Here is a 21,494-nt window from a genome sequence, read left to right on the forward strand (position 1 = left end):
CGACACCGGCAGGAATGACTGGTGGACGGGCTTCTCGAGGCGCACGCTGTGTTCATGGCCACCACGACGAGCGCCCGCCACATGACCGCCACATCCGCCCCGTCGAGCCGCACGTTCCTCCTCGAGCTGGAGGACCGCGGCGCCGCGTTCGCGCACATCGGCCCCAACTGGTTCGCGTCGGTCATGGGCACCGGCATCGTCGCCAACGCCGCCGCGCTGCTGCCCCGTCAGGTCGCCGGACTGCACGAGTTCGCCGTCGGCGTCTGGGTCATCGCCGCCGCCTGGCTGATCACCCTCACCACCATCACCGCGGTCCACTGGACCCGCCACACCGACAACGCCCGGGCCCACGCGTCGAACCCCGCGATGGCGCCGTTCTACGGCGCGCCCCCGATGGCGCTGATGACCGTCGGCGCCGGCACGCTGCTGGTCGGCCACGACGTCATCGGCATGCCCGCCGCGGTCGTCGTCGCGTTCGTCCTCTGGGCCCTGGGCACCCTCGGCGGCCTCGCCTCCAGCGCCCTGGTGCCCTACTGGCTCTTCACCCGCCACGACGTCGGCGTGCAGCACACCTTCGCGACGTGGCTGATGCCCGTCGTCCCCCCGATGGTCTCCGCCGCCACCGGCGCCTCACTGATCCAGCACCTGCCCGCCGGCCAGGCCCGCGAGGCGATGCTGCTCGCCTGCTATGCGATGTTCGGCCTCAGCCTGCTCGCCTCGCTCGTCATCATCACGCTCGTCTGGAGCCGCCTGGCCTACGAGAAGACCGGGCCCGTGGCCACCGTCCCCACGCTGTTCATCGTGCTCGGGCCCCTCGGCCAGTCGATCACGGCCGCCAACCTCCTGGGCAACCAGGCCCACATCGCCATCGCCGCACCCTTCTCCACCGGCTTCCAGGCCATGGGCGTCCTCTACGGCGCCCCGGTCTTCGGCTTCGCGATGCTCTGGCTCGTCATCGCCGCCGCGCTCGTCGTCCGCGCCGCCAGGCAGGGACTGGGCTTCTCGCTGACCTGGTGGAGCTTCACCTTCCCCGTCGGCACCGTCGTCACCGGCACGTCGCTGCTGGCCACGGACACCGGCCTGGACGTCCTCGCGTGGATCGCCGTCGGTCTCTACGTGCTGCTGCTGGCCGCCTGGGTCACCGCTGCCGTCCGCACCGCCCACGGCGCCCTGCGGACCGGGACCCTGCTGCAGGCCGACTGACCACGAACACGCGTCCGCCGGCTCTCGGGCGCGCGTCGCGCCGCCGTACCCGGGCCTGAGCGAGGAGGCAAGCCCGAACGGACGTGTCCGGGTACGAGCAGGGCATGAAGCTGCTGCACCCCTCCCTCGCGGACCTCACCCCGCGCCACGTCGAGCTGTTCTGGCGCTACCAGGTGGTCCGCACCGGCGTCGACTTCAGCGCCGCCATGTGCTTCCTCGTCGGGAGCGCGTTCTTCTTCTTCGCCTCGTTGAGCAGGCCCGCGGACTGGCTCTTCCTCGTCGGCTCGATCCTCTTCGCCGTCAAGCCCACGATCGACCTCGTCCGTTCCGCACACCTCCGCCGACTGCCGACCACCGCGTCGCCCGCGGCAGGCGACCCGCGATGAACCCCGGTGGTCGCGCCGTCGTGCGCGTCCGAGCGATGAGGCCCGCTCCACGACCGCAGCGGCGCCCCGATCGGGCGACAGATCGGCACGCACGTCTGAGACCGAAGACCGCGGGACACCGACCGTCCCAGGCCCTTGGTTGCGGGACGGCGCGCGAGCCAGACTCGCGCCGGGTCCAGGACCGGCCGATCCCGTCCCTCGAGTCGGCCCCGAAGGACCGTCCCGGGATGCGAACCGGCACAGCTCCCGGAGCGGTTCTGCGTCTCCCCCCGAGAGGGCCGAGTCCGGGTGCGCGTCGGTCAGTGCTTGCGGATCCTGCGGATGCGCGAGGCGACGTAGGACGTGAGGATCGCGCCGAACAGCGCACCGACGCCGAAGATGATCGCGATGACGCCGAGCCCCTTCGCGACGATCCCGGCGAGCACCACATCAGAGGCGAGGACGAGGTCCATGGCTTCAGCTCCCGTCGGCCGCTACTTGCCCTTCAGCTTGTCCGCGACCGCATCCACGGCGTCGCCGACCTTCTCCTTGATCGTGCCGGCGTGCTGGTCCGCCTTGCCCTCGGCTTTCAGCGAGTCGTCACCGGTCGCCGCACCCGCGGTCTCCTTGACCTTGCCCTCGAGCTTGTCGCTGTTCGCGCTCATCTGATCGATCCCTCGGTTGGTAGTACGAGCCCGACGGCCACGCCGCCTGCCGAGGGCGCACGTACCCACCGCGTGCACGGTGCAGACCACCGGTGCACGGTCGTGCACGTTCTGGGCTGATTCCCCCCCCTCTCGATCGGCGGCGATGCTCCGTCCGCTGGAGCGGCCGGCGCTCATGCTCCGGGCGTCCCCTGCCGAGGGACGGGCATGAAGCGCCCATCGCTCGCCGTCGTCCTCGCCCTCGCGGCCCTGCTCCTGCTCGGTCCGGCCTCCGCCCAGGCCGGGCAGTCCCGGCTGCACGCCCACCTCGACGCCTACTCCGGGACGAACGACTGCTACTGGTGGCAGTGGAACGACAAGGCCGCCCGCTGCAAGGCGACGGAGGAGCACAGCGTCTCCCAGCACGGCGTCGGGCGGGGCAAGTACGTGCGGGTCGAGTGGTGCGATCCGGCCCACCTGGAGGCCGGCTACTGCGACGGCTTCCTGCACGGCGCGGGCGTCGCCTCGCACACCCTGCCCGCCGGCTACTCGCGCTGGATGCTGTTCGAGTCCGGTCACGACACGAAGATCCTCGCGGCCGTCAAGATGCCCAACGGTCCGTTCGCCGTCCGCGGCGGCGTGTGGCAGGGCCACCACCTGAAGGCCTCGGACACCCACGCCGCCGTCGAGAGCCACCACGGCCCGCTCTTCCTCCACGTGGGCTACCACGGGCTCAAGGAGGCCCGGTCCGGGGGCAGCAGGACCTACGGGTACGTCTTCGGGTTCCGCGGCTACCTGAACTGGTAGCCGCGCTCGCAGGACGGTCCGGCTTCACGCGAAGCGGGACGAGAGATCCGCCCGATCCGTCCGCGGTCCGGTGGATGCTCGTCGCCCGTTCCGACCCGAGGACCCCATGAGCGCCCGCCCGCCCGTTCCGCCGTTCACCGCGACGACCGCCGCCCAGAAGGCCCGAGCGGCGGAGGACGCGTGGAACTCCCGCGATCCCGAGCGCTGCGCCGGGGCCTACAGCGAGGACAGCCGCTGGCGCAACCGCTCCACGTTCCTGCAGGGACGCGACGAGATCGTCGCGTTCCTCGCGGCCAAGTGGGAGCGCGAGCACGACTACCGCCTGATCAAGGAGGTCTGGGCGTTCGACGACGCACGGATCGCCGTGCGGTTCGTCTACGAGTGGCGGTCCGACGCCGGGCAGTGGTTCCGCGCGCACGGCAACGAGAACTGGCGGTTCGACGCCGACGGCCTGATGACCCACCGCCACGCGAGCATCAACGACGTCGCGATCGACGAGGCCGACCGCCTGTTCCGGTGGGACCTCGCGGGACCGCGCCCCGCCGACCACCCCGGGCTCTCGGACCTGGGGCTCTGAGCGGGCGCGGTCGATCGGAGGCCGCCTCCCCCGCCCCGGACGTCAGGCGGCCGCCCGCGGGTGGCGTTCCCGCTCGCGGTCGTAGTTGATGCGCAGCAGCGCGACGACGTCGCGGACGTCGGCCTCGTCGTGGATCGCTCGTGCCGCCCAGCCGACCCTGCCCGGGAAGACGGGATGGAACGTGATGCGGCCCGCCTCGTGCAGCTCGTGCCACACCGCCTTCGGGAAGGCGAGGTGCAGCACGCGGTCGCCGTGCAGGTGGCCGATCTCGCGGCGGCCGAGCCGGAACGACCACTCGCCGCGGTCCCCCGTGGTGGTGGAGACGCCCTCCCAGGCGGTGGCCTCGGCGGTGACGGCGTCCAGCGCGCCCGGGACGCCACGGGGGTGGACGTCGGGCGACGATGCGGCCGGTCCTCCGACGGGACCGACGGACGCCGGCCGGTCCGGGCCGGCCGCGGCGGGCGATTCGGGGACGGGATGCTCGGGGACGGACACGGTGACTCCTCGGTCGTTCTGCGGACGCCCCCGACCGTATGACCTCAAGTGGACTTGAAGTCAAGGTCCGATGTCGCACCCGACGCTCCGCCCCATGCCAGGGGCCCGGGACCGTGCGCCGCAGCACGGTCGTCGGGGTTCGCGAGCCGGCACCGGTCCAGGGAGAGGCACCCGCAGCCGATGCACGACGTCAGGCCGGTCCGCAGTCGCTCGAGCTCGGCGATGCGCTCGTCGATCCTGCGCCCCCAGGGCTCCGACAGTCGACCCCACTCCTCACGCGTCGGCGCGCGGCCGGGCGGCAGCTGGTCCAGCAGCGCGCCGATCTCGTCCAGGCGCAGCCCGACCCGCTGGGCGAAGACGACGAAGGCGATCCGCCGCAGGACCGGGCGCCGGTAGCGGCGGTGTCCCGACCCCGCCCGCTCCGACGCGATCAGACCCCGGTCCTCGTAGTAACGGAGCGCCGACGCCGCCACCCCGCTGCGCCTGGAGACCTCGCCGATCGTGAGCAGCTCGGACATGGCGCATTCTCACCACACGGGGGCCGGTGTCGCGCGCCGGCGGGCCGTCCCGTCGCGCGGACCCGCTCGACGGGACGGCTCAGGGGGCTCCCGGCCCCGCCTCCCCCGCGGCCCGTCCGGACCCGAGCCCGAAGAGCGCGTCGGCGTTGCCGTGGGCGATCCGCCGCCGGTCGTCCGCGTCGGGGATCGCCTCGAGGAACCGGGCGACGTGGGCCGCGTCGAGCCGGTGGAACGGGTGGTCGCCGGAGAGCAGGATGCGGTCGGCCGTCGTGACGTCCAGCGCGTGGGACAGCAGCCGCGGGGTCAGCATGCCGCTCGTGGTCACGTGGATGTTCGTCCGGAAGTAGTCGGCGACCCGGCGCTCCAGGTGCGGGGCGACGTTCGACAGGCCGTCGGCGCGGTCCAGCGCGAAGAGGAGCATCTCCCCCCAGTGCCCCAGGACGACCTGCAGCCCGGGGTGCCGGTCGAACGTCCCGCGGAGGATGAGCCGCAGGACCGCGGTCCCCGCCTCGAGGTGCCAGCCCCAGCCGAAGGTCGCCAGACCGAGGTCGATCGTCGGGTCGATGCCGGAGTACGACGCCGCGCGGACGGCGGCGGGCGGGATCTGCGGGTGCACGAAGACCGGGCGGCGCAGGTCGGCGGCGAGGGCGAGCAGGTCGTCGTAGGCGGGGTCGTCGAGCGGGCGGTCGCCGCTGCGGCCGTAGGTCATGACCCCGACGTGGCCGGGCATCCCGGCCGTCCGCCGCAGCTCCTCGGCGGCCGCCCCGGGGTCGGGCAGGGGCAGCGTCGTCATCGCGCGCAGTCGGTCGGGGTACCGACCGACGGCGTCCGACGCCCGGTCGTTCGCGTCGCGGCTGAGCGCGATGGACTCCGCGACCGGGAGCCCGCTCGTCCCGGGCGGGTGGATCGAGAGCACCTGCATCTCGACGCCGGCGGTGTCCATCGCCGCGATCCGTCCCGCGCCGACGTCGAGCAGCTGCTCCGGGATGTCGCCCCGGTCGTTCAGCAGGACGCTCCCGTCCCGCGCGCTCCCCTGCTGCGCCCGCAGCGCCCGGTCGATCCCCGGGGTGGTCCAGTGCTCCTCGATCGCGACGACGCGCATGCGGCTCATTTCGCTCATTGGCTGTTGACCCAACGTAGCAGCTCGCTCAACGTCTGTAGAGTGGACGCGCATGACGCCCCCACCGACCCGTGCCGAGAAGCGCGCCGCGACCGCCCGACGGATCCTCGACGCCGCGCAGGAGGAGTTCGGCGAGCGGGGGCTCGAGGGCACCACGGTGCGGGCGATCGCCGCTCGTGCCCAGGTCGACCCGTCGCTCGTGATCCAGCACTACGGCACGAAGGTCGAGCTGTTCGCCGTCGCCACGAGGTTCGACCAGGAGGCCGAGGACGACGACGTCGAGGAGCACCTGGTGGACGTGCTCCGCGTCCGCATGGACGGCCTGCCGCCGCAGACCCGGGCGCTGGTGCGGTCGATGCTCACCGCGCCGGAGGCCGCCGCGGCGATGAAGGCGTTCCTCGACGAGCGCACCGCCAACCTCGCGCGGGCGACCGGTGGCGAGGACGCCGAGCTGCGCGCCGCGCTCGCGGTGAGCGGCATCCTCGGGCTGACCGTCGCACGGCACTTCCTCGAGCTCGAAGGGCTGCGCGAGATCACGGACGAGCAGATCACCTCGACGATCGCACCGTGGTTGAGGCCCGACGCAGCCGGCGATGACGGTCGGACGCCCTCCCCCGCGCCGACGTCCGTCGCACCGGTCTTCTCGACCACGGACGTGGACCGGTGGCTCGAGCACTACCGGGCGCTCGGCTTCGCCGCCCGGGCGTTCGACGAGACCTACGGCTTCGCGTCGCGGGACGGCATCGAGCTGCACGTCGCGCTGAACCCGGAGCACGATCCCGCCCGGACCGCCGGGTGTGCCTACCTGGCGGTCACCGACGCCGACGCCCTCGCCGCCGAGTGGGCGGCCGTGCAGGGCGGCCGGCACGTCGCCCCCGTCGACACCGACTACGGCACGCGCGAGGGGGCGCACGTCGATCCCGACGGCAACCTCATGCGCTTCGGCAGCCCTCGGAGGTGAGGCGGGACCGGCCCGTCCGGCCTCAGCCCTGCGGCCCGACGTAGAGCCACTCCCCCGCCTCGCGCACGAACACGCTGACCTCGTGCTGCTGCCCGTCCCGACCCGCGGTGTCGCGGTGGTGGGCGACGAACTCGACCGTGCCGGTGGCGTCGCCCTCGGCACCCGCCGCCGTGGCGAGGACGTCGAGCCGCTGCCACGTGAGGTCCGGGTCGAGGTCCAGCGTCGCCGGACGCGTCGACGGGTGCCAGGTCGCCAGGAGGTACGCGCGGTCACCCACCGCGAAGGCGCTGTAGCGCGAGCGCATCAGCCGCTCGGCGGTGGTGGCGGTCGCCGCCCCGGAGCGTCGGCCGCGGTGCAGGGGCCGGCAGCACACGGAGTAGGACTCGCCCAGGCCGCACGGGCATCGACGGGATCGCGGGCGCTCCGGCGACATGGTCGGAGGATCCCACGACCGGCGACGCCCCGGCCACCGCGGCCGCCGCCGTGGCCGGGCGGGCGCCCGACGGCCACGGAGCGCCGGGGCGGACCCTCGACGTCCAGCCGAAGTCCAGGTGACGTCCAGGCGTTCACCTAGACAGGTGTCGTACCTGGCTCACGTCGTTCACCCGGAGGGACGACCCTGGTCTCATGGCCTCCTACGCCCGCGCCCTCGCGGCTGCGACGACGACGGGCGTGGCGTTCGCCGCCCTGCTCGGAACCACGCCCGCCGGGGCCGCGACCCCCGCACCCGCTCCCGCCGGGGCGTCAGCCGTCTCGCGGGTCTACGTCAGCCTCCCGCGGCAGGGCAAGGCGGCTCCGTCGGCCGCGCTGATCGCCCGCGGCCTGCGGGTCGCCACCAAGGCCCGCGGCGGCGAGGCCGGCGGCCGACGGATCAAGCTCGTGTGGCTCGATGACGCCACCGGCGACGCGTGGGACCCGGCGAAGGTCGTCGCCAACGCCCGGCGTGCCGCGGCGGACCCGACCGCGATCGCCTACGTCGGCGAGGGCAACTCGGGGGCCACCGCGCTGTCGATGCCGATCGTCAACCGCGCCGGGCTGGCCCACCTCTCCCCCGTCAGCACCGCGACGGGCCTGACGGCGGCCGACCGCTCGGCGGAGCTGCAGCCGACCGGGATCCGCACCTTCTTCCGCCCGATCCCCGACGACGCCCGGCAGGCCGCGTCGCTGGTCCAGTACGCCCGCAACTCCGGCGTGACGGGCGGCGTGCTGCTCGTCGACGACGACGGGCTGTACGGCCGTGGGCTGACCTCGGCCTTCGAGAGCGACGGCGCCCGCAGCGGCGTCCGTGTGATCGGCCGCCGCGTCGCCGCACCCGACGGCGCCGGCCTCGCCGCGCTCGCCCGCGAGGTCGGGACGCTCAAGCCGCGCGCGATCGTCTATGGCGGCTCGCCGTCCAGCGGCGCCGCCGCCGTCGTCCGCGCCCTGCACGCCGCGTCGCCGAGCACGCTGATCTTCGGGGGCGAGGCGCTGGCCAACGACGCGTTCGCCGAGCAGGCCGGCCCGGCCCAGTCCGTCCTGCGGGTCACGGCACCCGCCGCCCACGCCGACCCGCGACCGACGCGCACCCACGGCCTCGGCCGCCGACCCGCCGCGTTCTCCGTCTTCGCCCACAACGGCATGACCGCGCTGCTGCGCGCCGTCGACCGCTCCGCGAGGACCGGCGCGGTCACCCGCGAGAGCGTCCGCACCGCCGTGTTCGACGGGACCCCCCAGACCGGCCTCTCGGGTCCCTGGACGATCACCGCCACCGGCGACTCCACCTACGGCGTGTTCGACGAGCTGCGGCTGAAGGGCGGGCGCGTCCAGACCCCGGGCGAGCTCGCCGTCGCGAGCCTCGTGAAGAAGCAGAGCGCCGCGTTCAAGGCGCGTCTGGAGAGGAAGCGGCGCCTCGCCCGGAACGGTGGCGCCCCGATGAAGGCGCAGTCCTCGGTCGGAGGCACCACGTCGGTCAACATGGCGAACATCCAGTCGATGGACATCGAGACCGCGCTCATGATGGTCCAGGCCGAGCGCACGAAGCTCCTCGACCTGCAGCTCCAGACGCAGATCGAGGAGGTGCAGAAGCGCAACGAACAGGTCGCGAAGCTCAACACGGTGCTGAGCCGGATGAACACGCTCGTGGCGCGGTTCCCCGCCGACTCGTCCGTCGACCGCCTCACGTTCACGCTGCCGAACCTCGGGTCCGCCGTGGACGACCTCATCAAGGCCTGGACGGACGCCGGCCTGACGCCGGCACCCACCACGGGGACGCTCGGAGGGCTCCGGACGTCGGCCGACCGGGTCAAGGGGATGCTCGACGCGGCGAGCAACAGCCAGCAGATGGACATGCTGCGCCTGCAGTCGATGTCCAACAAGCGCAACGAGGCGTTCGACGTGATGACGAACTTCGTGAAGAAGATGCAGGAGTCGCGCTCGTCGATCATCGGGAACATGCGCTACTGAGCGCACGCAGCGGATAGGACCTGACCTTTCGGGGTACTCGCGCGTCCTTCCTCCATGGACGGGCCGAAGGGCGGGAACGATGACCTCAGGAGCACCAGCGTTCGCGTCCCGCTCCCGGGGCCGACGATCACGCAGCGGGGCGGGCGACCCGGAGGCCTTCGCGGCGCTCTACGCGAAGCACGAGCAGGAGCTCTTCCGCTACTGCCGGTCGATCCTCGGGAACGAGCACGACGCCCGCGACGCGCTGCAGAACGCCATGCTGAAGGCGTTCTCGGCGCTGCAGGCGGAGGGCCGCGACCTGGCGCTGCGTCCCTGGCTGTTCCGGATCGCGCACAACGAGGCGATCTCGCTGATCCGACGGCGACCGGCGACGACGGAGCTCGACGAGACGCTCGGCGGACCCGACGACACGGTGGAGCAGACCGTCGAGACGCGGGAGCGCCTGACGCTCCTGCGGGCCGACCTGCAGGACCTGCCCGAGCGCCAGCGGGGCGCGCTCGTGATGCGCGAGCTCAGCGGCCTGAGCCACGAGCAGATCGGCGAGGCGCTGGGCACGAGCGCACGTGCGGTGAAGCAGACGCTGTACGAGGCCCGCAGCAGCCTCGCCGACTGCGCGGAGGGCAGGGCCATGCGCTGTGACGAGGTCCGGCGGGCACTGTCGGACGGCGACGGTCGGGTCTCGCGATCGCGCCGGATGCGCGCCCACCTGCGCACCTGCGGGACCTGCGAGCGGTTCCGGGTCGCGCTCGTGCAGCGGCCCGCGGACCTGGCGGCGCTGTCCCCGGCGATGCCGCTGCTCGGCGCGTCGGGCGTCGCTGCCGCCCTGAAGGGCACCGCGGTGGTCGGCGGCGCGGCCGGTGGCACCGCCGCCACCGTCGCGGTCGGGACCGGCGGCGGCTTCGGGGCCACCCTGATCGCCGCGGGCGCCGCCAAGGTCGCGGTCGTGGCCGCCACCGTCACCGTGGCCGGGGGCGCGGCCGTCGTGGCGGGCACGTCGATCGCCGACCGCGGGACCGGCGCAGGCGCGACGGCGACGGCGACCGGAGGCGCCGGTACGCCCGCCCCGAGCGGATCGCCGGCCGCCTCCGGGGGTGTCGCGCCGGGTGGTGGGGCCTCCGGCGGTCCGTCCTCCTCGGTCGTGGGCGTCACGGGTGGGACGGGTCCGTCCGGCGGGGCGGCCAGGAGCGCAGCCGCTCCGAGCCCGGCGTCCGGGACGTCCTCCACCACCCCCGGCGGGGGACAGCCCGGCGCCACCGGCGGGGGACAGCCCGGCGCCGCCGGCGGGCAGACGACCACCGCTCCGGCGACCGGGACGGACGACGGGCGCGCTGCCGCGAAGGACGCCGCCGCGGCGGACCGCGCGGCCGCCAAGGCCGACCGGGCCACGGAGAAGGCGGCCCGCGGGACGGGAGCCGACCGTGCGTCCCGGGCCAAGGCCGCCGCGGCGGCCAGGCGCGAGGCGAAGGCCGACGCGGCCGCCAAGGCGAAGGCGGAGCGGGCGAAGGGCTCCTCGGGGAACGGCGACGGCTCGACCGGGAAGGCCTCCAAGGGCTCGGGCGCGTCGGGGTCCGCCGCAGGCGGGAGCTCGAAGGGCGGGGGTTCCGAGCCGAAGGATTGACGGCTCGTCGACGGTCCCCCGACCGTGCCCGCCTCTCGTCCTAGCGGCGGACGCGCCGCGACTCGCGGACGACGGGCTCCTCGACGAGGACCTCGCGGCGGCGGCGGGCGTAGAGGGCCGACCAGAGCAGGCTGAGGACGAGGCCGACGACGCCGACGACCATCAGGATCGTGCCGGCGGCGTTGATGTCGAAGCCCTTCGCGTCGGCGGTCACCGCGAAGCGGAGGATCGCGCCGACGGCGATGAGGAAGAGTGCTGTTCCGTAGGTCATGCTCCTGCAACGGCCCCCGGGCCCGAAGGTCAGGTGCGACCCCCGCCCCGGCCTCACCGGTCGGCCGACCGGTCTCCAGGGACCCGGGTCCGGACGCCGGCCCGTCGGTGCCGGACCGGGTCAGTCGGCGGCGGCCGCGGCCGTGGACGGCGCCCGGTCCGCCCGCGGCCGACCGGGGATCAGCACGCACGTGGCCAGCCCGACCAGCAGCGCGACGAAGCAGAAGACGAACGCGGCGGTGAAGCCGCCCTCGGAGGGTCGTCCACCGATCAGCTCGGCCGCGAGGATCGCCGCGGCGATCTGCCCGCCGATCGCCCCGCCGAGCGACCGCATCACGGTGTTCATCCCGGTGGCCACGCCCGTCTGGTCCTGTCGGACGTTCTGCACGATGAGGTTGGCCAGCGACGCGAACGCCAGGCCGATGCCGATGCCCTGCAGGACGGACGACAGATAGACGCCGAGCTCCCGGTCGTGCGCCACGATCAGCACGAGGAACGACGCCGCCGTGAACGCCGTCCCGACCATCAGCGGCGGCTTGGACCCGAACCGGGCCTCGAGCCGTCCCGCGAACGACCCCGCGATGAGCATGAAGAGCGCCGACGGCACCATGAAGAGCCCCGCCTGCGTCACCGACGCGCCGAACCCGTAGCCGGTGCTCTCGGGCTGCTGCACCAGCTGGGGCACGAGGATGAACGACGAGTACATCCCGACGCCGAGGAGCAGGCCGACGAGGTTCGTCGTCCAGACGCCCTTCAGCCGCATCATCTGCATGTCGACCAGCGGCACCTCGGAGCGCAGCTCGGTCCGGACCCACGCCGCGAGCAGGAGAAGGCCGACCACGAACAGGCCGACCGCCCGGGCCGACAGCCATCCCCAGCCCTCCCCCTCGCTGACCGCCAGCAGCACCGCTGCGAGGCCCAGCGACATCAGCAGCGCCGCCGCCCAGTTGATGCGGCCCGGGGTCCGCACCGGCGACTCCGGCACGTAGAGGCGCGTCGCGATCGCGGCCGGCACGACGGCGAGGAGCGGGAGCCAGAACAGCCAGTGGTAGCTCAGGTTGTCGACGATGACGCCGGCCAGGACGATGCCCAGGCCGCCCCCGATGCCGAGCAGGGCGGACATCAGCCCGATCGCTCCCGCGACCTTCTCGCGCGGGAACTCGTCACGGATGATCCCGAACGCCAGCGGGAAGATGCCGCCGCCGACGCCCTGGATCACGCGCGCCGCGATGAGCACCGCGATCGACGAGGCGACGGCGGCCAGCGCGGTGCCGACGCAGAGGATCACGAGGACGACCAGCAGCACCCGCGCCTTGCCGAACATGTCGCCGAGCCGACCCACGATCGGGGTGGCGACGGAGGCGCTGAGGAGGTAGCCCGTGAGCACCCAGGCGACGGACGCGGCGCTCGTGTCCAGCTCGGTCTGGATGTCGGGCAGCGCCGGGGCGACGAGGGACTGCAGCAGCGCGAAGGCCACACCGGAGACGGCGAGGACGGCGAGCGTCACCGACGGGGTGCGTGACGGGGCGGACGGAGTGCTCATGGACGGGATCCCGGCGATCGGTCGAGGAACGGACCCGCACCGGAACGACAGTTCCGATGCGCGTCGTCGAGGGTAGCGGAAAGTCCGTTCCGGCAGCCGCCGGCGCACGTCGGCGGGGGCGTCGCGCGCTGTGGATCCGTCGTCTCCCGCGCCTAGGATCGTGATCGTGCTGCCCACGACACGACCGGTCCGGCGTCCGTGAAGGGCGAGCGCCACCTCCCCCGCGGCAGCGACGAGCTGCGACGCGCGATGGCCGGCGTGCCACGGGCGTTCGCGTGCTGCGAGGCGCTGAACCGCCTGCCGTACGCCGATCAGGACGCGATCGGCCGCGCCTGGGCGGAGCTGACCGGTCGACCCACACCCGCGCGGTTTCGGCTGGTGCCGCCGCTCCACAGCGACCACGGCGTCGACCTGCGGGTCGGGGCGGACGTCTTCATCAACCACGGCTGCACGCTGAACGACATCGGCGGGATCGAGATCGGCGACGGCACGATGATCGGCCCGAACGTCAGCCTGATCAGCAGCGGCCATCCGACCGCGGTCGCCGAGCGCCGTGCCGGGATCGTGTTCGCCGAGATCGTCATCGGGAGGGACGTGTGGATCGGCGCCGGCGCGACGGTCCTGGGCGGCGTGCGCATCGGCGACGGAGCCGTCGTGGGCGCCGCCGCGGTCGTCACCCGCGACGTCCCGCCGGCGACCCTGGTCGCCGGCAATCCGGCGCGGGTCCTGCGGCCGGTGGGGTGAGGCCCCCGCGGCCCCTCAGCACTGCATGATCCCCATCACGCGATCGAAGCGGCCGGCGTCGAGGTCCGCCCGGGGCAGGACGAGGTAGAGCGCGCCGGCGTCGCCGAGGACCAGGCCGGACGTCTCGTCGACCTGGGCCAGCAGCGCCCAGCCCTCCCCCGCGAGCTCCGCCTCCGTGTACCGCGACCGGGTCCCCGCGGTCCCTTCCCGCAGCCAGTAGGCGACCTCGTCGAGGACCGGCCCCTGGATGTCGTGCGACACGCCCAGCAGGCGATGCCCCTGCTCCTCGCGGAGGGCGGCGCGCAGCTCGTCGATCGGCACCCCGTCGGGGAGCGCGTCGCCCCCGAGCCCATCGTCGGTGGCCGGGAACGGCATCCGCACGGGGCACAGCGCGACGGGTCCGAACGTCTGGGTGCCGTCCGGCGCGCCCGCCGACTCGAGGCCGGTCGGATCCGCCACCGAGAAGACGCGGGTGGCGTCGACGAAGTCGATCTCCGGGGCGTCGGCGAACGCCTGGTCCCAGAAGACGAGCAGCACGCCGGAGGCCGGCAGCGCTGGGCCGGACGCCGTGGGCGCGAAGCCCGATGCCGGACGGACGGTGCCGGACGCCGTGGGCGCGAAGCCCGATGCCGGACGGGCGGTGCCCGACGCCGCGGGCGCCGTGCGCGATGCCGCAGGTGCCGGGGCGTCCGCGGGGGCCAGGCCGTCCGCGGGGGCGGAGACGGGCGGCAGGTCCGCGAGGTCGAGCACGGCGACGAAGGTCAGCGGACGCCCCGTCCTGTCGAGCGGCCACGACGCCCCCGCGGGCAGGAGCGGCTCGCCCCCGAGCCGACAGCCCGGAGCCGGGGCCAGCTCGGGCCAGGCACCGTGCTCCAGCAGCGCGACGCCGTCGACCATGGAGGCGACCGACCGGGCCGCGACGCTGCCGGGCACGCCGTTGGCGACGAGGACGCGTTCGATCTCGGCGCGCTGGAGCGTGGTGTCGGCGCCCTCGGCCATCAGGCGGCGGAGCCCGGCGAAGGTCTGCGGCCCCGCGACGCTCCCCCCGCCGGCCGTGGCAGCGGCGGGACCCTCCTCCTCCCCGGACGCGGCACGGCGGAGGCGGTGGAACAGGCCCATGGCCGGACGGTACGGGATGCCCGGCGCGTCTTCCGGCGGTGGCGCTCCGGTCGGCGGCCGCCGCGACCCCTCCGTCAGCGGCGCAGGCGCGCCCGGTGCGCCTCGACGTCCCCCACGGACCACCCGGCCGCACGGGCGATCTGCTCGTCCGTGGGTGGATCGGCGTCCAGGACCGCCAGGCCGACGGCGGCCCGGAGGCCCGACTCGTGGCCGAGGGCGAACCGCCGGGCGTCGTCGAGCTCGACGCGGTGCCGTCTGATCTCCGCCAGCCTGCCGTCCAGACGCCGCACGCGTTCCGCCTGCTCCCGGACCCGCGCCGCCGCCCCCGAGGCCACCTGTCGTTGCTCCGCGCCGCCCATGCGAACGCATGTTCGCACGACCGGGGGCCTGTGAGGCGTGTTCTGTAGAGGACCCGATGCGGGTCTCGGCGGGCGCGTCGGAGCGAGACCGGGATCAGGGTCGCCTGCGGTACCGGATCCGCGTCTCGGGCGAGACGACCGACCGAGACCCGGATCGGGGATCTCGTCGCCGCCGCCGATCTGGCCGCCGCCGATCGGCCGCCGGCGCCCATCGGGCCGCCGGCGACGTTGGCGCGCGCGACGGGCGGCACCGTGCACGCGAGCGGGGGCGCCCCGTCTCCGGGGCTCCGGAGGGCGTGTGAGTCGTACACCCATCGAGTTTCGCCACCCCGGACTGATGCACGTATTACAACGTGGGTGTGCCCTTTCAGTCCGTGGAGCGAAACCCAGCAGACCACGTCCTCGACGACGCCGGCGCCCGACGGACGGCCGGCGAGGTCCTGGCCGAGCGCAACCGCGCTCGCGGCATCGCCATCGTCGACGAGCTGTCCCGCATCACGGGGGCGATGGCCGACGGCGCGTCCGCGACACCGGAGGAGATCCTCGCCGTCGCGGACCGCATCGCGGAGCTCCGGACGTCGGTGACCTTCACGGGCCTCGTCGCCGGGGCCTGAGCACCGGGCGGGCCGTCCCCCCGCCGGTCCGCGGGCGGGACTCAGGGGCGGGCAACCGGAAGACGCCGGGCCGTCGGTGGAGGACGACGGCCCGGCGGGCGCGCACCGACGGGAGTCGGCGGCGCGTGGAGGGCGGGTCAGGGCCGCCCCGGGGGTGGATCAGATGCGGCGGTGCGGGGCGTGGCGCGGGAGCCACTCGACGCCGCTGGTGGTCTCGCGCTGCAGGGCCTCGCGGGCGGCGGCCGTGGCCGCGGACGCGGCGCCCGCGCCGCGATCGGCGTCCATGTCGATCCGGGGCGTCGTCGCCGAACCGGCGATGACGGGTGAAGAGGTGCTTCCGAGAATCTCGAACATCTGGATCCTTCCTCTGTCGGGGGGAGGCGCCGGTCCTGGTGGTCCGGCGTCACCTCGGTACTACCCCGTGGCGTCCCCGCGTACGCACCCCACGCGCAGCGTTATGTCGCGTTGAGGGTGGCCGCGCGACCCGCCCGCGGCGACCGTCGTCCCTCGCCCGCGCCCCGGATGGGAGCGTCGCTACGCCGCGCGGTGCGCGGCGACCATGCCGCGGTGCATCACGCGGTCTCCCCGGACGTCGGAGTGCTCCGCCCGGTGCAGCACGCGGGCGTTGTCCCAGATCACGACGTCCCCGGCCTCCCAGGCGTGCGCGTGGACGTTCTCGGGCCGGGTCGAGTGGTGGAACAGCCGGGCGACGACGTCCTCGCCCTCCTCGTCCGACAGGCCGCTGACCTCGGCGCAGCGGCCCGGGGTCGTGAGGTAGAGCCCGGGACGTCCGGTCAGCGGGTGCGGCCGCACGATCGGGTGCCAGGCCTCGTGCTCGTCGCCGTCCTCGAGGACCACGCCGGTGACGACGTGACGGATGCTGCGGTCCTCGACCATCTCGCGCAGCGCGGGATCCAGGGTCGTGAGCGCGCGTGCCTGATCGGAGAAGAGGGTCGCTCCCCCCTGCTCCGGGATCTGCACCGCCCGCAGCGCGGTGTAGGCCGGGGGCTTGCGGACGTAGCTCGTGTCGACGTGCCAGGAGCTCTTCGGCGGTGTGGTCCGTCCCACGTTGCTGACGACGTTGAGGTCGGGGAACCCCGGCGCGGAGGCCTCGCCCTTCGTGAACGCCAGGGGGCCGAAGCGGCGGAGGAACGCGACGAAGTCCTCGTCCGTGGCGTCGTCCTGGCCGGGGAGCACGACGACGCCGTGCTCGGCGAGCAGGCCGCGCAGCTCCTCGATCCCGTCGGGGCCGAGGTCGCGCAGGGTCGTGCCGGTCACGCGCGCGCCGACGGGGTCCAGCGTCTCAACGTCCATGGAGCTCCTCCTGGATGGTGCTGCGGAACAGCTCGGCCGGCCCGGTGCCGGCGGCCTGCGCCATCGCGCAGAGCACGCTCTGGCGGGCGAACGAGCAGTACAGGCTGGCCTCAAGGAACCACGGACGGCCGTCGGGGGCGACGCGCACGTCGAACAGGCCGTAGTGGCGGCACCCCAGGGCGACGAACGCGCGGCGGGCGAGCTCGTGGACCGCGGCCGTGATCGGGTCGTCCGTCGGCAGGATCCACGCGTGCTCGTCGCCCTTGGCGACGAGCCGCAGGTCGCCGTCGGCGTGCCGGACGACCTTGTCCTCCGCCGTCCGCACGCCGGTCACGCGGTACTCCTCCAACGGCAGGCAGACGAGCTCCCCGTCGCGCTGCAGGACGCCGCAGCGCACCTCGCGGCCCAGCGGCACGTACGTCTCTACCAGCGCCGCGTCGGCGTGCTCCAGGGCCGCGACGAGGGCCGGGTCGAGCTCCGACGGCTCGCGCACGAGGGCCACGCCGGCGGAGTTGTCGGCGTCGACCGGCTTGACGACCACGGGCAGGTCGAGGGTGGTGCGCCCGCCGGCGCGCACGAGCTCCCCGCGGGGGACGTCGACGCCCGCCGCGGCGACCACGGCGCGGGCCTGCGCCTTGTCGGCCGTCAAGGCCATGACATCGGGGCGGTTGCCGACGTAGGGGATCCCGAGGACGTCGAAGAGGGCACGGTAGGAGGTCATGCCGGCGACGCAGAACATCTGCGGCACCATCAGGTCGACCCGCAGCGACGCGATGTGCGCGATCGCGGCGGCGACCGGCATCCGCTCGGCGGCCTGCAGGGCCCCGGCGGAGAGCGGGTCCCCCTGGTCGGTCGGGAACCGCCAGAGACCGTCGGGGTCGACGTGGGCGACGTGGGTCTCGTACCGCTCGTCGTCGCGGACGGTCTCCAGGCAGTCCCGGGCGTAGAGGCGCGAGAGGTCGGCGAAGAACGCGGTCGTCGGCGAGCCCACGAGGTGCAGGACCCGGAGGCGCCGCGGGTCCGGCCGGGCTGCGGCGGCCCGGGCCTCCCCCGACCCCTCGGCGTCGGTGCCCATCAGTCGCCCGCCGGCTCGACGAGCTTGCCGATGTTGAAGTCGATCGTCAGCCACGGCTTGGCGCGGACCAGGTTGCGCGCGAGCAGCAGTGGGATCTGCAGGTGGTGGACGAGCAGGAACGGCAGCGGATCGGCGCGGTCGAGGATCGCCTCCTTGCCGCGGAGGACGACGAGGGCGCGCTCCGGCGCGCTCGTGGGACGCCGCAGCGCCCGCCAGAGCTCGTGGTACAGCCAGTAGGTCGGACGGCTCGTCGCCGTCGGGCGGACCGTCGGCGTGCCGTCCTCGAGGTACGCGGCGGCGACGCCGGGGTGGTCGTAGAACATCGTGATCGCGGAGTGCGTGCGCGGATTGCACTCGATCGCGTAGGCGACGCCGTCGGCGGCGCGGATGAAGTCGAACGACGCCTGGCCGGTCAGCCCGAGGGCGCCGACGAACCGCACGACCCACTCCTCGATCTCGGGGTCCTCGACGTGCTCGTAGTTCAGCTGGAACGACGAGGAGCGGCAGCAGCAGTGCAGTTGGACGCGGCCGCCGCGGACCGTGCTGTGGGTGCAGAACTCCTCGCCGGCGACGAACTCCTGGAGGATCCACGGGTTGTCGTCCGAGATCGGCAGGGAGTGGGCGAACGCCGCGGTCTCCTCGGGCGTCGGGCGCGGCAGCGGCGTGAGGTCGCGTCGGCGGACGGGGTCGTAGGCGATGCTCTTCAGGACGAACGTGCGGCCGTCGTCGGGGAAGGCGAAGTCGGCGACCTGGGCCGGGTCGGTGATGCGGTGCGTCTCCGGGACCGCGAGGCCGAGCTCCGCGGCCGCCGCCGCGAAGCGGTCCTTGTCATCGAGCGTCGGCATCGTCGCCGCGTCGACGTGGACGACCTCGCAGTGCGGGTCCAGGACGGCGCGGGCGCGGGCGTCGTACAGGCTCGCCTTGGGACTGCAGACGGGGACGTAGACGTCGACGCCCTCGGCGCGGACGATCCGCAGCAGCGCGTCGGCGTAGTCGGGGTCCTCGGGCTGCGGGACGACGTGGAACGCGTCGACGGCCCGCGAGAAGCGGTGGCCCGTCAGGCGGTAGCGCTCCGTCTCGACGAGGACGACGCGGTGCCCGGCCGCGTGGAAGGACCGGGCGAGCTGCAGCGCCTTCGTCATCTTGCCGCCGCTGATCAGGATCGTCCTGCGCGGCGACGCGGCAGGACGGGCGGGCGTGCGCGGGCGTCGTCGGACGAGTGAGGCGCCCGTGACCGCGGCGTTGACGGGCAGGACCGCGGCCAGGGCGCCGAGGACGGCGGCGCTGCGGACCACCGCGCCGGCCCGGGCGCGCAGCGGGACCGCGTCTGCCGGACCGGCGGTCGCCTGTGCCGGTGCGGCGTGCAGCGTGCTCATCGCGGTGTCCGGTCGGCGCCCGGCACGCTCACGCCGCCCGGCGGATCAGCGTCAGACCGTCGCGCAGCGGGACGAGGACCTGCTCGATGCGCGGGTCCGCCGCGACGGCCGCGTTGAAGTCGCGGATCGCCGTTCCGTTGACGGTCGGTGCGGACGGCAGGTACGGCTCGCCCTGCAGCAGCGTGTTGTCCACGGCGACGATGCCGCCGTCCGCGAGCAGGCCGCGATCGAGGACCGTCTCGAGGTAGCCGAGGTACCCGGCCTTGTCCGCGTCGATGAAGACGAGGTCGAAGGTCTCCCCCGCGTCGGCCAGGCGGTCGAGCGTCTCGCCCGCCGGTGCGACCTCGATGCGGACCCGGCCGCCGGCCGTCGAGGCCTCGAGGCACTCGGCGGCCACGGCCGCGGCGTGCGCGTCGACCTCGCAGGCCACGAGCTCGCCGTCGTCGGGCAGCGCCTCGGCCATCGCGAGGGCGGAGTAGCCGGTGAAGAGCCCGACCTCGAGCACGCGGCGCGCCCGGATCGCGTGGACCAGGAACTTCAGGACCTGGCCCTCGACGTGCCCGGAGAGCATCTCCTGCTCCAGACCCAGATCACCGGCGACGGCGGCCCAGTCCTCCTCGCGGGTGCGCCGGTCCAGGGCGGCGAGGGCCGCGGACTCTGGTGTCGTGGATGCGGCGACGTAGGGGTCCAGACCGCCTGCGAGGTCGCGGGCGCGCCGCAGCCCGTCGAGGAGCTGCGGGTCCTGCCGCTCGTCCGCGGCGACCCGCTCCACGAGGGCGTCGAGCTCCCGGGCGAGGATGCCCACCGGGGTCACCGGCCGCGGGATGCCTCCGGGACCGGGCCCGGACGACGACGCGGCTCCCGGTCCGGCCGGGACGCCGCTCGTCGCCGTGTCGGTCTCGACGCTCACGGGGTCCGCTCAGCCGGCGACGGGCGCGCCGGCCGTGACGAACATGTCCTCGCCGTCGCCGCCACGGGGGTGCTCGGCGCACAGCTCGCGGTGCACGGCGAGCGTCGCGGCGAGCTCCTCCGACGTCGCGTCGTTGACGAAGAAGCACGTGCCGATGGGCTTGGGGACCGCGGCGCGCAGCAGGCCGTCGCGGGTCTGCGAGATCGACTCCGTCGCCTTGTCGAGCAGCTCGGGGGTGAGGTACGGGCTGTCGATCGCGAGGCCCAGGCCGCTCATCAGGCGCAGGACGCGGTCGCGGTCCTCGGGGGTGATGTAGCCGCGCTCGGCGGCGAGCGTGGCGGAGAACGCCATGTCGACGCAGACGGCGTGGCCGTGGCGCATCGGCGTCTCGGGCACGAGCTCGAGGGTCGGGCTCCACGTATGGCCGTAGGCGATCACGCGGTCCAGGTCGATCTCGTGGAGGTTCGGGACCTCGAGCTTGAGCATCGTGTCGATCGCGTCGTAGGTGCCCTTGCGCGCGGCCTCCAGCAGCTCGGGGGTGCCGTCGACGTGGCCGAAGCTCGTCCGCAGGAGGTCCTCGCCGTGCTGCTCGAGCAGCTCGAACAGCCCGAGGTCGGCGACGACGGCGATCTTCACGAGCTCGGCCATGCCGTTGCGGACCTGCTCGACGGGCAGCGTCTTGAGGAACGAGAAGTCGAGCAGGACCTTCGACGAGGCGTGGTAGGCGCCCAGGCGGTTCTTCATGTGGCCGTGGTTGACGGCCACCTTGATCGCGACGCTGGCGTCGACGAGGCCGATCAGCGTGGTCGGCACCCGGATGTAGGGCGTGGCGCGCCGGTAGCTGGCGCACGCGAAGCCGGCGATGTCGGTGGTCAGCCCGCCGCCGACGACGAGCGGGGCCTCCTTGCGCAGCAGCCCGAAGTCGCCGAACTGGTCGACGATCTTCTCGAGCGTGCGGAGGGACTTCTCGGTCTCGTGCTGGCGGACGGGGAAGGCGGTCAGCGCGATCCCGTGGTGCTCGAAGTACGCCTCGAAGGTCTGGCGGTACAGGCCGTAGACCGCCTCGTCGACGATCATCAGGCAGCGGCCGGCGTCGCGGTAGCTGTCGGCGATCTCGGTGTTCTCGGGCGAGAAGGCCCCGTCGACGATCAGCAGGCTGAACTCGATCTTCTCGTAGCCCTCGACGTGGAAGGCGGTGTCGGTGGCGGTGTACTGGGCTTCGACGTTGCTCATGGCTGGGTCCTCAGGGGTTCTGGGGCGAAGCGGCCGGAGCCGCGTGAAGGCGTCGGTCGTCCGCGGGGCCGGAGCCCCGCGCGTGCGGCGGACGACCGTGGACTGCTAGGCGGCGGCGGTCAGCGACTGCCGCCCGGCGAGGCTCAGCTGCTCGACGCGGTCGTCGGCGGCGCCGAAGTCGTGCGTC

25 protein-coding genes are annotated in these 21,494 nt (G+C 74.0%); 9 read left to right on the plus strand and 16 right to left on the minus strand.

Annotated elements, in window-relative coordinates; genetic code table 11:
• Positions 1–54 precede the first annotated feature (54 nt).
• Both Q7T67_RS07740 and Q7T67_RS07745 read left to right on the plus strand, forming a co-directional pair.
• The gene (locus tag Q7T67_RS07740; RefSeq protein WP_304787714.1) at positions 55–1,203 is read left to right on the plus strand and encodes a TDT family transporter; all 1,149 of its coding nucleotides are present in this window, start codon (positions 55–57) and stop codon (positions 1,201–1,203) included.
• A 104-nt stretch (positions 1,204–1,307) separates the two neighbouring features.
• A complete protein-coding gene (locus Q7T67_RS07745) occupies positions 1,308–1,589 on the plus strand; it encodes a YrhK family protein (protein ID WP_304787717.1) in 282 nt (93 codons plus the stop codon).
• Between the two features lie 299 nt (positions 1,590–1,888).
• On the opposite strand, the gene Q7T67_RS07750 is transcribed toward Q7T67_RS07745, so the two are convergent.
• Both Q7T67_RS07750 and Q7T67_RS07755 read right to left on the minus strand, forming a co-directional pair.
• A complete protein-coding gene (locus Q7T67_RS07750) occupies positions 1,889–2,041 on the minus strand; it encodes a hypothetical protein (protein ID WP_304787719.1) in 153 nt (50 codons plus the stop codon).
• A 21-nt stretch (positions 2,042–2,062) separates the two neighbouring features.
• Positions 2,063–2,233, minus strand: coding sequence for a CsbD family protein (locus Q7T67_RS07755; RefSeq protein ID WP_304787721.1), 171 nt, complete (start codon positions 2,231–2,233; stop codon positions 2,063–2,065).
• A gap of 207 nt (positions 2,234–2,440) precedes the next feature.
• Here Q7T67_RS07755 and Q7T67_RS07760 point away from each other — a divergent pair, with 207 nt between their 5' ends.
• On the plus strand, positions 2,441–3,019 hold the full coding sequence (locus Q7T67_RS07760; protein ID WP_304787723.1) for a hypothetical protein: 579 nt from the start codon (positions 2,441–2,443) through the stop codon (positions 3,017–3,019).
• A 106-nt stretch (positions 3,020–3,125) separates the two neighbouring features.
• Positions 3,126–3,596 carry a nuclear transport factor 2 family protein gene (locus tag Q7T67_RS07765; protein ID WP_304787725.1) on the plus strand — a complete coding sequence of 157 codons (471 nt, stop codon included), beginning with the start codon at positions 3,126–3,128 and terminating at the stop codon, positions 3,594–3,596.
• A gap of 42 nt (positions 3,597–3,638) precedes the next feature.
• Here the strand turns inward: Q7T67_RS07765 and Q7T67_RS07770 are convergent, their stop codons facing one another.
• The 3 genes from Q7T67_RS07770 to Q7T67_RS07780 form a co-directional block, all read right to left on the minus strand.
• Positions 3,639–4,091 carry a luciferase family protein gene (locus Q7T67_RS07770; protein WP_304787727.1) on the minus strand — a complete coding sequence of 151 codons (453 nt, stop codon included), beginning with the start codon at positions 4,089–4,091 and terminating at the stop codon, positions 3,639–3,641.
• A gap of 44 nt (positions 4,092–4,135) precedes the next feature.
• Positions 4,136–4,609, minus strand: coding sequence for a redox-sensitive transcriptional activator SoxR (soxR, locus tag Q7T67_RS07775; protein ID WP_304787729.1), 474 nt, complete (start codon positions 4,607–4,609; stop codon positions 4,136–4,138).
• Between the two features lie 79 nt (positions 4,610–4,688).
• Complete coding sequence (locus Q7T67_RS07780; protein ID WP_370695373.1) at positions 4,689–5,711, minus strand: amidohydrolase family protein; 1,023 nt, start codon at positions 5,709–5,711, stop codon at positions 4,689–4,691.
• 70 nt (positions 5,712–5,781) lie between these two features.
• Between Q7T67_RS07780 and Q7T67_RS07785 the strand changes: the two genes are divergently transcribed.
• On the plus strand, positions 5,782–6,690 hold the full coding sequence (locus tag Q7T67_RS07785) for a TetR family transcriptional regulator (RefSeq protein WP_304787732.1): 909 nt from the start codon (positions 5,782–5,784) through the stop codon (positions 6,688–6,690).
• A gap of 22 nt (positions 6,691–6,712) precedes the next feature.
• Here the strand turns inward: Q7T67_RS07785 and Q7T67_RS07790 are convergent, their stop codons facing one another.
• Positions 6,713–7,123: a YchJ family protein gene (locus Q7T67_RS07790; protein ID WP_304787734.1), complete on the minus strand. Its 411-nt coding sequence runs from the start codon at positions 7,121–7,123 to the stop codon at positions 6,713–6,715.
• Positions 7,124–7,317: 194 nt separating this feature from the next.
• Between Q7T67_RS07790 and Q7T67_RS07795 the strand changes: the two genes are divergently transcribed.
• Positions 7,318–9,132, plus strand: a complete 1,815-nt coding sequence (locus tag Q7T67_RS07795; RefSeq protein ID WP_304787736.1) for a branched-chain amino acid ABC transporter substrate-binding protein — start codon at positions 7,318–7,320, stop codon at positions 9,130–9,132.
• A 79-nt stretch (positions 9,133–9,211) separates the two neighbouring features.
• Entirely contained in the window at positions 9,212–10,750 is a 1,539-nt protein-coding gene (locus tag Q7T67_RS07800) for an RNA polymerase sigma factor (RefSeq protein WP_304787738.1), read from the plus strand.
• Between the two features lie 40 nt (positions 10,751–10,790).
• Here the strand turns inward: Q7T67_RS07800 and Q7T67_RS07805 are convergent, their stop codons facing one another.
• Entirely contained in the window at positions 10,791–11,021 is a 231-nt protein-coding gene (locus Q7T67_RS07805) for a DUF6458 family protein (RefSeq protein ID WP_304787740.1), read from the minus strand.
• 120 nt (positions 11,022–11,141) lie between these two features.
• Positions 11,142–12,563 (minus strand): MFS transporter, encoded by a 1,422-nt coding sequence (locus Q7T67_RS07810; protein WP_304787742.1) that lies wholly within the window; start codon positions 12,561–12,563, stop codon positions 11,142–11,144.
• A gap of 249 nt (positions 12,564–12,812) precedes the next feature.
• On the opposite strand from Q7T67_RS07810, the gene Q7T67_RS07815 reads away from it, so the two are divergent.
• A complete protein-coding gene (locus Q7T67_RS07815) occupies positions 12,813–13,307 on the plus strand; it encodes a DapH/DapD/GlmU-related protein (protein ID WP_370695374.1) in 495 nt (164 codons plus the stop codon).
• Between the two features lie 15 nt (positions 13,308–13,322).
• Here Q7T67_RS07815 and Q7T67_RS07820 read toward each other — a convergent pair whose 3' ends face one another.
• Both Q7T67_RS07820 and Q7T67_RS07825 read right to left on the minus strand, forming a co-directional pair.
• Positions 13,323–14,426, minus strand: a complete 1,104-nt coding sequence (locus Q7T67_RS07820) for a DUF1963 domain-containing protein (RefSeq protein WP_304787746.1) — start codon at positions 14,424–14,426, stop codon at positions 13,323–13,325.
• A gap of 74 nt (positions 14,427–14,500) precedes the next feature.
• The gene (locus Q7T67_RS07825; protein WP_304787748.1) at positions 14,501–14,785 is read right to left on the minus strand and encodes a hypothetical protein; all 285 of its coding nucleotides are present in this window, start codon (positions 14,783–14,785) and stop codon (positions 14,501–14,503) included.
• A gap of 374 nt (positions 14,786–15,159) precedes the next feature.
• Here Q7T67_RS07825 and Q7T67_RS07830 point away from each other — a divergent pair, with 374 nt between their 5' ends.
• Positions 15,160–15,399: a hypothetical protein gene (locus Q7T67_RS07830; RefSeq protein ID WP_304787750.1), complete on the plus strand. Its 240-nt coding sequence runs from the start codon at positions 15,160–15,162 to the stop codon at positions 15,397–15,399.
• 159 nt (positions 15,400–15,558) lie between these two features.
• On the opposite strand, the gene Q7T67_RS07835 is transcribed toward Q7T67_RS07830, so the two are convergent.
• The 6 genes from Q7T67_RS07835 to Q7T67_RS07860 form a co-directional block, all read right to left on the minus strand.
• The gene (locus tag Q7T67_RS07835) at positions 15,559–15,753 is read right to left on the minus strand and encodes a hypothetical protein (protein ID WP_304787752.1); all 195 of its coding nucleotides are present in this window, start codon (positions 15,751–15,753) and stop codon (positions 15,559–15,561) included.
• A gap of 180 nt (positions 15,754–15,933) precedes the next feature.
• On the minus strand, positions 15,934–16,713 hold the full coding sequence (locus Q7T67_RS07840; protein ID WP_304787753.1) for a TauD/TfdA family dioxygenase: 780 nt from the start codon (positions 16,711–16,713) through the stop codon (positions 15,934–15,936).
• The gene (locus Q7T67_RS07845) at positions 16,703–17,788 is read right to left on the minus strand and encodes a hypothetical protein (RefSeq protein WP_304787755.1); all 1,086 of its coding nucleotides are present in this window, start codon (positions 17,786–17,788) and stop codon (positions 16,703–16,705) included. The genes Q7T67_RS07840 and Q7T67_RS07845 overlap by 11 nt, the downstream gene beginning before the upstream one ends.
• Positions 17,788–19,164 carry a hypothetical protein gene (locus Q7T67_RS07850; RefSeq protein WP_304787757.1) on the minus strand — a complete coding sequence of 459 codons (1,377 nt, stop codon included), beginning with the start codon at positions 19,162–19,164 and terminating at the stop codon, positions 17,788–17,790. Before Q7T67_RS07850 ends, Q7T67_RS07845 begins: the two co-directional genes overlap by 1 nt.
• Positions 19,165–19,192: 28 nt before the next feature.
• Positions 19,193–19,978, minus strand: a complete 786-nt coding sequence (locus Q7T67_RS07855) for an O-methyltransferase (protein WP_370695375.1) — start codon at positions 19,976–19,978, stop codon at positions 19,193–19,195.
• A 105-nt stretch (positions 19,979–20,083) separates the two neighbouring features.
• On the minus strand, positions 20,084–21,307 hold the full coding sequence (locus Q7T67_RS07860) for a sedoheptulose 7-phosphate cyclase (RefSeq protein WP_304787762.1): 1,224 nt from the start codon (positions 21,305–21,307) through the stop codon (positions 20,084–20,086).
• Between the last annotated feature and the right edge of the window lie 187 nt (positions 21,308–21,494).

The organism is Patulibacter sp. (assembly GCF_030655195.1).
Taxonomy (GTDB): domain Bacteria; phylum Actinomycetota; class Thermoleophilia; order Solirubrobacterales; family Solirubrobacteraceae; genus Patulibacter.